The following is a 12,693-nucleotide window of genomic DNA, read 5'->3' as shown; positions in this document are numbered from 1 at the left end:
TCACTGCTCGACCAGGCGGCGGGCGGTGAAGCTGTCGGTGATCAGCACGTCGATCCAGCCGCCCAACACGGCGGCGCGGATCGCCTCGAACTTCCGCGGCCCACCGGCCACTCCGATCTTGCGCGGGATGGCGCGCAGGGTGTCGGCACCGATACCGAGCACCCGCTCGTGCAGGTCGGTCGAGACCAGGGAGCCGTCGGCGTCGAAGAACCGCAGGCAGACATCCCCCACGGCGCCGGCGGTGCGCAACGCATCCAGATCCGATTCGGGCAGAGCGTTACCTGAGGCGGCCAGCAACGGGGACGGCTGGACAGAACCGATCCCGAGCAGCACCACACTCAGCGAGGCCCACGCCTCGGCGACGTCGGAGATGTACGGATCGGCGATCAGGGCATCGCGCACCACCGGCGAGGCCACCACACCGGGTGCCGGGAAGTACATCGCCGTTCCTCCGGTGGCCTGCCCCAGCCGGTCGGCCAGCCGCGTCGCGCGGACCTGTGCCTGGGGGTCGCCGACGCCGCCGAGGAGCTGGACCACGACCTCGGCGCTGCGAGTGGCTCGGGGGGCCATGGCCTCCACCACGGCGAGCAGCGACGCCGACCAGGACGAGATTCCCACGCGTTCACTGCCCAGCAGCGTGGTCTCCAGGTAGGCGGCACCTGCGCCGCCGATCGCGGCCAGGACCGCCGACTCGTCATCGGTGGAGGGGCCGGCCACCACCACATCGGCCAGTCCGTACCGCTCCTGGACCGCCTCCTCCAGCTCGGAGAAGGTGCCCGGCGGCGGGACCACCACAGTGCGCACGATGCCCAGCGAGACCGCCTCCTTCAGGAAGCGGGAGACGCGGGACTGGGAGATGTGCAGCCGTGCGGCGATGTCCGGCTGGCGCAGACCCTGTTCGTGGTACATCCGGGCGATCTTGACCAGCAGCGACATCCGGTCGCCGGAGACGCGCGCGGGACTGGGGGAACCTGCAGACATGGAGTGCACCCTACTGCGCCACCTTCCTGGCGGGAGCGGACAAGTTCAGGCGTAGCCGCAGCCAGGATCGCACGGATGGACGCCACATGAATAGTAATTCATCCGTGACCCTTGTTGCACCCCAACGTGCCACGTCGTAGCGCCACGGAGACAAGAGGCCGGCTCTCCCGCCGTCAGCGGTCACCCACGCGATCGGAGGTACGCCCGCGCCTATCTCCGATCGCGTGGGTGACCTCCGATGGCCGGCCCGGCCACACCGCTGGCGACGCCAGCCAAGATCGCGTCGACGAGAGCAGCGATGTAGCCCGCGCCCGCCGGTTCGGAGCGGATCAAGATCCGGAACCACAGGGCGCCGCCGAGCAGGTCCATGATCGCGGCGGGGTCAGTTCCGGGTTTCAGCTCGCGCCGATGCTCGGCGCGTTCGAAAATGCAGCGTTCTTGTTGGAGTCGATCCGCGAAGAACGCTGCGGTCACCTGTGCAGTGGCAGGTCGGTCGGGCGCAGCGGCGAGCATGACGGCGGCAATGCGACGGCTCGGCTCCTCGCTGAGCAGCGTCGCGATCTGCTGCGCCACGTCGATCAGGTCACCGCGCAGACTCCCGGTGTCGGGCACCTGGAGCGCAAGCACCGGAGCATCGCGAAAGGCAGCGGCGAGGAGCTCGTCCTTGGCGGCCCATGACCGATAGATCGTCGTCTTGTTCACCCCCGCCCTGGCCGCGACAGCTTCGATCGCCAATGCGTCGTAGCCACGCTCCGCAAGCAGCTCGAGCGTCGCGGCGAAGATGGCTTGCGCCTTCCGCGGCTTGCTGACCGTGACCTTCATAGGCCCCACCTTAATGCAACGTAGCGTTGCATCCGACCTAGGACTAGTCCTACTCTGACGATATGCAACGCACCGTTGCCTTTCCGTCGAGGTACCTGAGCAGGAGTTGACGATGTTGAAGATGCATGATCGCTGCGAGCTCTGCGCTGGCGGTGTGGAGCGGGCCGGTGAGGCCTGGATCTGCAGCTACGAGTGCACGTACTGCACCGCGTGCGCGCGCAGTCACACCGATTGCCCCAATTGCGGCGGTGAGCTGGTGCGGCGACCGAAGCGCACCACCGGCGCAGCGGCGATCGCGGGCCGCCTACCCGCTCGAGCACGGCGCCGGCTCGCCCGCGATCGGAGGTAGCTCCGGCGATCGGAGGGACGCCGCGCCTCCCTCCGATCACACCCGGCACCTCCGATGACCGCGCCAGCCGAACCGGCTCAGGCGAACAGCACCTGCTGGACGAGCCGCATCGCGGCCACCGCGTCCTGGCGGGACTGAGCTTCGGCGACGGCGGCCATGTCCAGGGTGTCCAGGCCGCGCTCGATCTTCTTCAGGAAGTCGATCGCCAGGTCGGCGGCGGCCACCGAGTCCTCCCGGAACGGGAACTGGTCCAGCTGCCAGACGCCTTCCCAGCCGTTCTTGCGCAGGGTGTAGAAGAACTCGAACAGCTCGATCGGGTGCACGGTGCCGGCGATCATGTCGTCGTCCCAGCCGCGCAGGTTGTCATTGACGTCCATCCCGAACAGCCGCCCGTAGTCGATCGCCAGCTGCGCCGCATCGGCCGGGGACTCGCCACCGAAGAGAGAGTGGCCGAAATCGAGCAGGATGCCCACGTTCGGCAGCCCGATCTTCTCGATGCCGAGCAGGGTGCGGGCCACCGAGTCGAAGCTCATGTGCACCCGCGGCTCGCGCGGCTTGTACTCGATCACGAACTTCAGGTCCGGGTTCTCGCTCGCCAGCTGGCCGACTCCGTCCAGGGAGGCCTTCCAGAGGGCGCCGTGGTCCACCTGGAACGGGTAGTCCCAGCCGTCCTGACCCGGCCAGAGCTTGACGTACTCCGCGCCGAAGTGGCGAACGACGTCGGCCGCCTCGGTGCACAGCTCGTGGGTGAGCCGTCGCACGCCCGGGTCCGGACTGGTGAACGAGCCGCGGGAGAAGGTGCGGGTGTAGATCTCCGGGGTGATGCCGATGACGTCCAGGCCGGCGGTCTCCAGTGCGGCGCCGACCTGCTCGTTGCTGAACTCACCGCCGAAGAACGGATAGTTCAGGTCCACCACGGACAGGTCGCGGACCCGTCCGGCGAGCTCGATCGCATCCAGCACGGTGCGCGGATCGCCGTAGCCGTCGGTGGCGTACCGGTCCACGTAGGTGGCGAAGTGCCAGATGCCGGCGCCGTAGCGTTGGGTACTCATAGGGTCTCCTCTGGTGGTCGGCTCATCACGGTGTTGTCCTGCCCGACGGCGTTGCTCGCGCGAGTGCGACGGCGTCACGCCACGCGTCGTGGCGGGATCGGATCGTCTCCGGCGCTGCGATGGGAGTGAACATCGCACCCGGACCCGCTCCCGGGATGGTCAGCCCGAGTCCCTCGGCGGCCAGCAGCGCCACACCCCACGCGGACAGCTCCGCTCGGGATTCGCGGCGCACCGGCCGGCCGCTGATATCGGCCTGCAGCTGCATCAGCCAGTCGTCCGCCGCCGGTCCGCCGTCAGCGAGGATCTCGGTGACCGGGGCCTGAGAGTCGGCAGCAGCGAGCACGTCCTCCACCTGGTGCACGATCGACTCTGCTCCGGCGCGGGCGAGTGTGCCGGCATCGGTACCCAGATCGAACCCGCTGAGCACGGCACTCGCACCAGGATCCCACCAGGGCGCGCCGAGCCCGGCGAACGCCGGCACCAGAAAGACCGGACCAGGCTCCGCGGAGCGGGCCAGCGTCATCAGTTCGCCGACCGGCCGGTTCAGCAGTCGGGAGAGCCACGCGACCGTGGCCCCGGTGGAAAGGATGTTGCCCTCGAACGCCAGCTGGTGGGCGGCACCGCCAAGCTGCCAGGCGATCGTGGTGGTCAGCCCTTCTGGCGCCGCCTCCTGGCCGGCGGTCAGGCCCATCACCGAAGATCCGCTGCCGTAGCCGACCTTCACCTGGCCCGGGGTGCGGATGCCGTGGGCGTAGAGCGCGGAGTGGGAGTCGCCGAGCACTGCGTGGATCGCGGGCGCACCGGGAAGATCGGACGGCCCGGTGGCTGCCGTAGAGGGAAACACCGCGGGCAGCACAGCGGCGGGAATCCGGAACAGGTCCAGCAGGTCCGGATCCCAGGTGCCGGTGACCAGGTTCAGCAGTTGGGTGCGGCTGGCGTTACCGATCTCGATCCGGTGCTCGCCGGTGAGGGCGTATACCAGCCACGAGTCCACCGTGCCCGCGGCGATCTCCCCCCGAGCACTGCGGCGGCGGTCGGGGTCCACCTGGTCCAGCAGCCAGGACAGCTTCAACGCCGAGAACATCGGGTCCAGGGGCAGTCCGGTGCGCTGCCGGACGAGGTCAGCGTTCTCGGCCAGCGCAGCCGCGGCGGCGCTGGTGCGCCGGTCCTGCCAGCCGAGCATCGGGCCAAGGGGCTGCCCGGTACCGGTGTCCCAGAGCAGCGCGGACTCGCGCTGGGAGCTGATGCCCACGCCGAGCACCGGTATATCCAACTGCGCGACCAGCTGCCGCACGGCGTCCCGGACCGAAGCGAGGATCGCGGTCGCATCCTGTTCCACCCAGCCGGGGCGGGGATGCGACTGAGTGACTGGCACGGTGACGGACGTGACCAGGTGGCCTCCGCCGTCGAGCGCGATCGCCTTGGTGGCAGACGTGCCTTGATCGATCGCGACGATCACGCCCTGGCCGGCATCGGTGCCGGACTCCCCCGGCCCCGTCATGCCCTGAGCGCCTCCCGGACTGCAGCAGCGAGCGCGGTGGCGCTGAGGCCGAAGTGCTCCAGCAGCATCTCGGTACTCCCGGTCGGGGCGAACTCGGTCAGACCCAATGCTCTCACCGGGACACTGCTGCCCTCGGCTGCCACGGTGAGCGCGACTCCGGCGCCGAGCCCGCCGGAGGCCGTGGCCTCCTCGGCGGTGATGACAGCGTGGGTCTCGGCGGCGGCGGACCGGATCGCCGCCTCGTCCAGCGGGGCGATATAGCTGGCGTTCAGCACCCGAACGCTGACGCCCTCTTCGGCAAGGGTCTCGGCGGCCTGGAGGGCGTGGGAGACCAGGGTGCCAGTGGCGATGATGGTGGCGTCGATGCCCGGCCGGGCGAGCAGGAACGTGCCACGGGTGAGCGGATCGCTGGCGTCGGTGACGTCCGGGACCTTGAACCGGCCGACCCGGATGTAGGTGGGGCGCGGGTCGGCCGCCGCCTGTCGTACCGCCTGCCGGGTCTGGTGCCGGTCGGCGGGGACCACGATGTCCAGCCCGGGTAGTGCGCGCAGCCAGGAGAGATCTTCCACGGAGTGGTGCGTCGGGCCCAGCTCGCCGTAGGCCATCCCCGGGCTCATGCCGCAGAGGATCACGTCATGGCGGCTGTAGACGATGTCGGCCTTGATCTGCTCCAGCGCTCGACCGGTGAGGAACGGCCCGGCGGCGCAGACGAACGGCACCAGTCCGGCGGCAGCCAGCCCGGCCCCGACCCCCACCATGTTCTGCTCGGCGATGCCGACGTTGATCAGCCGGTCCGGGAACGCCTCGCGGAAAGCCACCAGGTTGGAGGAGCCCACCGAGTCGTTGCAGACCGCCACGATGCGCGGGTTCTCGGTGGCGAGCGCCACCAGCTCCTCGGCGAAGGCGGTGCGGTTGTCGTACACGGGCACGGCCGCGTCGGTGAGGGTCATGCCAGCTCCTTCGCCGCGAGCGCGACCTGCTCGGCGGTGGGTACCTTGTGGTGCCACTCGACCCGATCTTCGATGAACGAGACGCCTTTGCCCTTGATGGTGTGGGCGATGACGGCGATCGGCCGGCCGGCGCCCGGCGTGGTGAACGCCTCGAGCAGGGCGAGGTGGTCGTGGCCGTCGACCTCGCGCACCTCGCAGCCGAAGGCGACCAGCTTGTCCGCGAGCGGGTCGAGGGCGTTGGTCTCCTCGGTGCGTGCGCCCTGTTGCAGCCGGTTGCGATCGATCACCACGGTGAGGTTGTCCAGCTGGTAGTGCGCCGCCGCCATCAGAGCCTCCCAGTTGCTGCCCTCCTGCATCTCGCCGTCGCCGCAGACGACGTAGACGCGGGAGTCCTGGCCAAGCAGCCGGGTGCCGATCGCCTCCCCGACCGCCACCGGGAGTCCGTGGCCGAGCGGGCCGGTGTTGGTCTCCACGCCGGGAACCTTGGTGCGGTTCGGGTGCCCGTTCAGCGAGGAGTGCGGCGCCATGAACGTGCCGAGCTCGTCGAGGCTGAAGTAGCCGCAGAAGGCGAGCGTCGCGTACAGCGAGGCGGAGCAGTGCCCCTTGGAGAGGATGAACCGGTCCCGGACGGGCGCCGCCGGCTGCGCGGGATCGATCCGGAGCACCCCGAAGAATAGGGTGGTCAGGATGTCGGTGACCGAGAAGTCACCACCGATATGGCCGGCTCGGGCACCGTCGATCATGGTCAGCACCGCGCGGCGGATGGCCTGGGACTGGTCAGCCAGCAACGTCGCTCGGTGACTCTCGGATGCTGCCGCTGCCTCGACGCGTAGCTGTCGCCAGGCCTGTACCTGGCCCGCATCGGCGATCATGCCGGGCCGCCGTTCGGCTGGGCGTGCTGGGCGTGCTGGGCGATCTTGTGGAACATGTCCTCGAGCAGCCAGCGGGTGTCGTAGTTCTCCACCACTCGAATGGTGCGCTCGGCGTCGGCCACCCCGGTGGTAGTGCCGTCGGCGGCGAACACGGGAGCGGTGCGCACGGAGAAGCGGGCACTGTGCGGGTTCAGCATCAGCCCGATCGCGGGTGAGTCGCCGAGGGAGCGGTGCTCGATCGGACCGTTGTGGTGGGCGGCGTTCCAGTCGTGCAGCTGATCGACCAGGTAGCGCCCGATCCGACCGTGCGGAGCAACGCGTGCGTCGAGTTCGGCATAGCCCACACCGACCAGCCGGTAGGTGGAGCTGGGCACCTGCCAGACGGTCAGGGACGAGGCCATCACCACGTTCGCCGCAGCGATGTCATTGCCGAGGTTGAACTCCACCTTCGGCTCGATCGGCGCCGTGGGGTCGTAGTAGTGGTGGCCGCCGATCCAGATCAGCACCAGCTCGCGCTCGGCGATGCTCGGATCGAGCAGCAGCGCGCTGGCCATATCGGTGAGCGGGCCGAGGAAGGCCAGGTAGAGCGGACCTTCGCCGTCCTCGTGCGCCTCGGAGATGATCAGCCGGGCACCCTGCGAGTCCACCGGGGTGCGCTCGTCCGGGAGCTGGTGCTCAGCGCCGTCGGCCACCGGCACCTCGTGCTCGAGCTGCAGCAGGTCGAGCAGCAGGTCGATCTCGGTGCGGCTGTCCGCCATGCTGTGGGCGGAGCGATGGCGACCGAAGTGAGCGGCAACAAGCCCTCGAATATCCAGGGTCGGCGAGAGCAGCGCGTGCACGATCGCGAACTGGTCGTCCGCCTCGTTCTTCGCGTCGGTGTTGACGATCACCCGCCGCCGTAGGTCCTGGGCCATCCCGCTCCTTGTTCGCTGGGGCCAAGGGATGCATATTTATTCATCCTCGCCTGCTATTGCGCCGATCTTGCCGTATGCCGAACTCTCTTGTCAACGCGAGACGGCATATCTATTCGTCTTTCGCTGTGTATGCACTCGACTGCTAGGGTGCCGATATGGACGGGAAGAGACGTTGACCAGGATCACCGCGGTGCGGCTCACCCCGGTCAACGTCGCCCGGACGACCGGGGTGGTCTGCGGTCACGTCATCGTGGAACTGGATACCGACGACGGGCAGACCGGCATCGGTGAGATGTCGGACTTCCAGCACCTCCCCCGGTTCCACCCCGATATCGGCGATCTGACCAGCACGCTCACCGCGATGCTCACCGGGATCGACCTCTGGGCGGCGAACCAGATCTCCGGACTGCTGGAGGGGTCCTTCCCCTCCAGCGGCTCGCTCTACGACAAAGGCGCTGTCATCCGCTGCGGTATCGACATCGCCCTGTGGGACCTGCGCGGAAAGGTGAGCGGCCGCAGCGTCGGCTCGCTGCTCGGTGGGGCCGTTCGGAACGCCCTGCCGGTGGCCTACCCGATCTTCCGCCAGCGCAGCGCAGCCGATATCGAGGCGAACCTGGAGCTCGTCGCGAACCGGTTGGACGAGGGCTTCACGATGTTCCGGGTCTACGTCGGCGGCGACCTCGGGCTCGACGAGCTGTTCCTGCGCGCGCTTCGCGACCATTTCGGCGACCGTATCGAGATCAAGTCCCTGGACTTCTCCAACCTGCTCGACGCCGCCGCCGCGACCCGGTTCATCGAGCGCACTCTGGACGTGGGCTACGCTCTGGTCGAAGCACCGGCGCACGAAGGTGACCTCGACGGCCTGGCCCAGGTACGTCGTCGAGCGCTCGTCCCGGTGAGCGAGCATGTCTACGACGCCTCCGCTGCACTGCGGCTGGTGTCCGCCCGTGCCGTCGATGTGCTGAACGTGGGCCTGTTCGCCCTCGGCGGCATCACCCCGGCGCTGAGGGTGATCGCGATCGCGGAGGCCGCGCAGGTGGAGTGCCTGATCGGCACGACCCAGGAGCTGTCGATCGGTACAGCGGCAGCTGTCCACCTCGGCGTGGCCACCGAGTGCGTCACCATCGCCAGCGACCCGGTCGGCCCGCTGCTGTACCGATCCGATGTGGTCGCGGCGCCGGTGACCTACTCCGGTGGTGAGCTCCTTGCTCCTACCGGACCGGGCCTCGGGATGGAGATCGACCCCGAGCGACTGCAGGAGGTCGCCGGGCCGTTGCGGTGGGACGCGGGCGCGACCACCTCGATCATCGACCGCGCGGGGACCAGCTCATGAGCACCGAGCTGCGGCAGCGCGGAACCCGTGTGCTGGTCACCGGCGGCTCGCGGAACATCGGCCGCGCGATCGTCGAACGCTTCGCGGCCGAAGGGGCCCACGTTGCCATCAACTCCGTGGTGCCCGGTGAGGCAGAGAGCCTCGCCGCCGAGCTCCGCGGCGCCGGCCAGAGCGCCATCGCGATGCCGGCGGACGTCTCCGACCCGGACCAGGTGGCGCAGATGTTCACCGCGATCGGCGATGAGCTCGGTGGCCTCGATGTGCTGGTGAACAACGCCGCCCTGCCGATGCTGGGGCGAGTACCGTTCTTCGAGCTCACCCTGGCCGAGTGGGACCGGCAGTTCGACGTCGCCGCCCGCGGCACCTACCTGTGCACGCATGCGGCTGCGCAGCTGATGGGAACCGGCGGCCGAGTCATCAACATCTCCTCGGTGGGTGCCACCAAAGCGCACCGGGCCGCCGTAGCCTACGACGCCAGCAAGGGGGCGATCGAGGCTTTCACCCGCGCGGCAGCGCTCGAGCTGGCCACCCGCGGCATCTTGGTGAATGCGATCGCGCCGGGAGCCATCTCGAACGCCCGGTTCCAGGGCCTGGATCCGGCGGTCCAGGCTCGGGAGGTCGCCCCCATCCCGCTCGGCCGCGCGGGCAGCGGCGCTGATGTTGCCGGTCTCGCAGCGTTCCTCGCCTCTGCCGACGCCGCCTACATCACCGGTCAGGTGATCACTGTCGACGGCGGTCTCACCGCTCAGGTGCGGCAGGCCTCCTCGGAGATCGAGATCGACACGGAAGCAGGTAAAGACCAGTGACTACCGACCTCGACGGCGTCACCGCCGTGCTCATCACCGCTTACCGCGAGGGTACCGCGCAGGTCGACGAGGACACCGTCACCGCTATCGCCGCTCGGGCCGCTGCGGCCGGTGTCCCGGTGCTGACGGCGCTCGGCAACACGGCGGAGGTCCAGCAGCTCGGGCCGGATGAGCGACTGGCGGTGCTGAGGGCGGTGGCGGCAGTCGACCAGCCGGTCACTCGAATCGCCGGAGTCTGCGGCGGCATGCCGACGATGCTGTCCGAGATCGAGACGGCCCGGGAGCTGGGCTACCACGCCGCTATGGTGCACGAACCCGCAGACCCGTTCGGCGATCCGGACAGCCTGACCTCCTTCTACCGGCAGCTGGCCCAGACCTCGGCCCTGCCGACCGTCCTCTATCTGCGATCCACCCGGCTGCAGCCAACCCACCTCGCCGAGCTGGCCGCGCTCCCGGCGGTCGTCGGCGTCAAGTACGCCCGCAACGACCTGCACACGCTGGCCACGCTGCTGGCCGGACCGGCAGGCGAGCAATGCACCTGGATCAACGGGCTCGCGGAGTCGGCAGTGGCGTCCTTCGGCGCGCTGGGCGTGACGTCGTTCACGTCTGGTATCGCGAACGCCCGCCCGGACATCGCCCTCGCCGTGCACCGAGCGGTCACCGACGGTGACCTCGGCCAGCTCCGTGACCTGGTGCGTGACTTCGTGGAACCGGTCGAAGCACTCCGCGCCGAGCACGGTGGGCGGTACAACGTCGCGACGATCAAGCAGCTGCTGCGCTGGCAGGGGATCGAGGCTGGTGGAGTGCGCCCCCCGCACGCCGAGCTCGACGAGGACGCACGCTCCCGGCTCGGCGTCGTCCGGTCCACGGCCACCACTGCGGGAAGCCCGCGCTGACGAGAGCTTTACCTGCGCCCGCTGCGCACCGATCGCCACTGGAGTCGAGGAATGGTCACCCACCGGATCGAAGTGTTCGTCCACCCGAGCGGGTCACGGTACGGCGACGGGTCGCAGGGCTATCCGGTGGGCGACCTGCACGGAGCGATTCAGGTGATCCGAGCCCGCCGCGAGGTGGGCCAGCGCGCGGTCGTCTGGATCGCCGGCGGCCGTTACCGGCACCACGAGACGCTCAGCCTCGGCCCGGCGGACTCCTTTACCTCGTTCGTGGCAATCGATCCCGCGAACCCGCCAGTCTTCGACGGATCGGTGCCGGTCACCGACTGGCGGTCCGTGCGAGTCAACGGCCGGTCGATGCTCGCCGCACCGGCCCCGGCCGACGGCGGAAAGTCGCTCTACGTCGACGGGGAACGACGGCCACGACCGCGACTCCCCCGCGGCCGGCGGCTGCAGATGGCCAGTGCCGGCGGGCTCGATCCCCACGCGCACGGAGTCGGCACCATGTTCGACGGCGGTGACACCTTCACCTACGCCGACGGCGACCTCCCGGAACTGTCCGAACCGGACCGGGTCGAGGTGGTCGTCCCGCACTACTGGGTGCAGGAACGTCTGCCGATCGGCAGCATCGACTACGGCACCCGCACCATCGTCAGCCCGTATCGGAGCCTGTTCGCGCTGCGCGACGACGCTGCGAAGACGTTCGCCACCTACTACCTCGACAACGTCGCGGAGGCCCTGGGCGACGAACCGGGTGAGTGGTACCTGGACGCGACCGGCGCCGTCTGCGGGCTCGACGGTGCCCATGTGCTCTACGTGCCCCGCGCAAACGAGACAGCGGAGAACCTCCAGGCCCGGCTGCCGGTGGTGGAGGCGTTCGTGACTGTGGCCGGCCACGAGTCCGATCCGGTTCGGGAGGTGCGGTTCGAGCAGGTGCACTTCGCCTACGCCGACTTCACGACTTCACCGCCGGCTGTGCCGCCGTTCGGGGTCCGAGAGGACCCGATACTGCCGGCCGGTGAGTACGGCACGGAGGTGCAGGCCGCGAGCCAGGTGCCGGCCGCCGTCCAGCTGCGCTACGCCCACGGGTGCGTGTTCCTCGACTGCGCCCTCGAGCACATCGGCGGGTACGGTATCGAGCTCGGCGACGGAACCCGCGGCGCGCTGATCTCGGGAAGTTCCTTCACCGACCTCGGCGCCGGGGCGGTGCGGGCCGGCGGCTCTGCCGATCCCGCCAGCCCCGGGTTCGTCAGCCACAACGAGATCAGCGACTGCACGATCCGCTCCGGCGGCCGCGTCTACCCCGGCTGCGTGGCCATCCTGCTCCAGCACGCTGCGCACCACATCGTGGCCTATAACGAGGTTGCGGACTTCTACTACAGCGCGGTGTCCATCGGCTGGGTGTGGGACTACCACCCCAGTGCGTCGGTGGGGAATCTCGTCGAGGGCAATCACCTGCACCACCTCGGGCAGGGCGAGCTGAACGATATGGGCGGCGTCTACCTGCTCGGGATCGCCCCCGGGACCATCGTCCGCGGTAACCACATCCACGACGTCCGCTGCCGCAACTACGGCGGCTGGGGCATCTACCTGGACGAGGCGTCCTCCCACGTGGTGATCGAGCAGAACACCGTGCATGACTCCTCCAGCCAGTGCCTGCACCTGCACTACGGCCGGGAGAACATCGTGCGGGACAACCTCTTCGCGTTCGGCGGCCACGGTCAGGTCACGGTGAGCAGGCCGGAGGAGCACGTGGGGCTGACCCTGCTGGGCAACATGCTGCTCGGATCTGGCCGGCCGGCGTTCACCGGCCACGAGGGCCGTCCCGATGACGTCCGGTCCCTGAACGTGCGCAGCGACCTGAACCTGGTCTGGGACTACTCCCCCGCCGCTGGCGCAGTGATCGCGGCCAACGGCACTTCAGCGCCAGATGCTGACGGAGCCCGGCGCTGGCAGCTCACCGGCCCAGCCGACGACGACTGGCTCGCCGCCGGGCGCGACCGGCACTCGGTGGTGGCGGACCCGCTGCTCGCAGATCCGCAGTCCCGGGACTTCTCGCTCCGGCCGGGATCACCGGCGCACGAGCTCATCCGACGGCTGCACGGGACTGCTGATGCCGGACCCCGCCCGCCGGCCGAACGCCGGCATCCGCTCGGTCAGCCGACGCTGCCCGATCCGCAGCCGCCGACCCGGGCCCGGTCGGTGTTCTGACCGGGCGGG

Annotated in this window: 12 protein-coding genes; 5 read left to right on the top strand and 7 right to left on the bottom strand. The window is 69.4% G+C overall.

The window, feature by feature from the left end; translation table 11 throughout:
- Both FU260_RS02380 and FU260_RS02375 read right to left on the bottom strand, forming a co-directional pair.
- A complete protein-coding gene (locus tag FU260_RS02380; protein WP_210418180.1) occupies nt 1–981 on the bottom strand; it encodes a sugar-binding transcriptional regulator in 981 nt (326 codons plus the stop codon).
- Nucleotides 982–1,191: 210 nt separating this feature from the next.
- Nucleotides 1,192–1,803: a TetR/AcrR family transcriptional regulator gene (locus FU260_RS02375; RefSeq protein WP_147915610.1), complete on the bottom strand. Its 612-nt coding sequence runs from the start codon at nt 1,801–1,803 to the stop codon at nt 1,192–1,194.
- Nucleotides 1,804–1,915: 112 nt separating this feature from the next.
- On the opposite strand from FU260_RS02375, the gene FU260_RS02370 reads away from it, so the two are divergent.
- Complete coding sequence (locus tag FU260_RS02370) at nt 1,916–2,152, top strand: DUF1272 domain-containing protein (protein ID WP_147915609.1); 237 nt, start codon at nt 1,916–1,918, stop codon at nt 2,150–2,152.
- A 77-nt stretch (nt 2,153–2,229) separates the two neighbouring features.
- On the opposite strand, the gene FU260_RS02365 is transcribed toward FU260_RS02370, so the two are convergent.
- The 5 genes from FU260_RS02365 to FU260_RS02345 are packed head-to-tail and all read right to left on the bottom strand — an operon-like array spanning nt 2,230 to nt 7,441.
- Nucleotides 2,230–3,204, bottom strand: coding sequence for a sugar phosphate isomerase/epimerase family protein (locus FU260_RS02365; RefSeq protein ID WP_147915608.1), 975 nt, complete (start codon nt 3,202–3,204; stop codon nt 2,230–2,232).
- A 25-nt stretch (nt 3,205–3,229) separates the two neighbouring features.
- Nucleotides 3,230–4,705 (bottom strand): FGGY family carbohydrate kinase, encoded by a 1,476-nt coding sequence (locus FU260_RS02360; RefSeq protein WP_147915607.1) that lies wholly within the window; start codon nt 4,703–4,705, stop codon nt 3,230–3,232.
- On the bottom strand, nt 4,702–5,655 hold the full coding sequence (locus tag FU260_RS02355) for a transketolase family protein (RefSeq protein WP_147915606.1): 954 nt from the start codon (nt 5,653–5,655) through the stop codon (nt 4,702–4,704). Before FU260_RS02355 ends, FU260_RS02360 begins: the two co-directional genes overlap by 4 nt.
- The gene (locus FU260_RS02350) at nt 5,652–6,527 is read right to left on the bottom strand and encodes a transketolase (RefSeq protein WP_147915605.1); all 876 of its coding nucleotides are present in this window, start codon (nt 6,525–6,527) and stop codon (nt 5,652–5,654) included. Before FU260_RS02350 ends, FU260_RS02355 begins: the two co-directional genes overlap by 4 nt.
- A complete protein-coding gene (locus FU260_RS02345; RefSeq protein ID WP_147915604.1) occupies nt 6,524–7,441 on the bottom strand; it encodes a nucleoside hydrolase in 918 nt (305 codons plus the stop codon). The genes FU260_RS02350 and FU260_RS02345 overlap by 4 nt, the downstream gene beginning before the upstream one ends.
- A 172-nt stretch (nt 7,442–7,613) precedes the next feature.
- On the opposite strand from FU260_RS02345, the gene FU260_RS02340 reads away from it, so the two are divergent.
- The 4 genes from FU260_RS02340 to FU260_RS02325 are packed head-to-tail and all read left to right on the top strand — an operon-like array spanning nt 7,614 to nt 12,684.
- A complete protein-coding gene (locus tag FU260_RS02340; protein WP_210418179.1) occupies nt 7,614–8,774 on the top strand; it encodes a mandelate racemase/muconate lactonizing enzyme family protein in 1,161 nt (386 codons plus the stop codon).
- Nucleotides 8,771–9,580, top strand: coding sequence for an SDR family NAD(P)-dependent oxidoreductase (locus FU260_RS02335; protein WP_147915602.1), 810 nt, complete (start codon nt 8,771–8,773; stop codon nt 9,578–9,580). The genes FU260_RS02340 and FU260_RS02335 overlap by 4 nt, the downstream gene beginning before the upstream one ends.
- Nucleotides 9,577–10,476: a dihydrodipicolinate synthase family protein gene (locus FU260_RS02330; RefSeq protein WP_147915601.1), complete on the top strand. Its 900-nt coding sequence runs from the start codon at nt 9,577–9,579 to the stop codon at nt 10,474–10,476. Before FU260_RS02335 ends, FU260_RS02330 begins: the two co-directional genes overlap by 4 nt.
- Before the next feature lie 51 nt (nt 10,477–10,527).
- The gene (locus FU260_RS02325) at nt 10,528–12,684 is read left to right on the top strand and encodes a right-handed parallel beta-helix repeat-containing protein (RefSeq protein WP_147915600.1); all 2,157 of its coding nucleotides are present in this window, start codon (nt 10,528–10,530) and stop codon (nt 12,682–12,684) included.
- The last annotated feature ends 9 nt before the right edge of the window (nt 12,685–12,693 follow it).

The organism is Ruania zhangjianzhongii (assembly GCF_008000995.1).
Taxonomy (GTDB): Bacteria; Actinomycetota; Actinomycetes; order Actinomycetales; family Beutenbergiaceae; genus Ruania; species Ruania zhangjianzhongii.
This window is presented reverse-complemented; position numbering and strand designations above follow the sequence as displayed.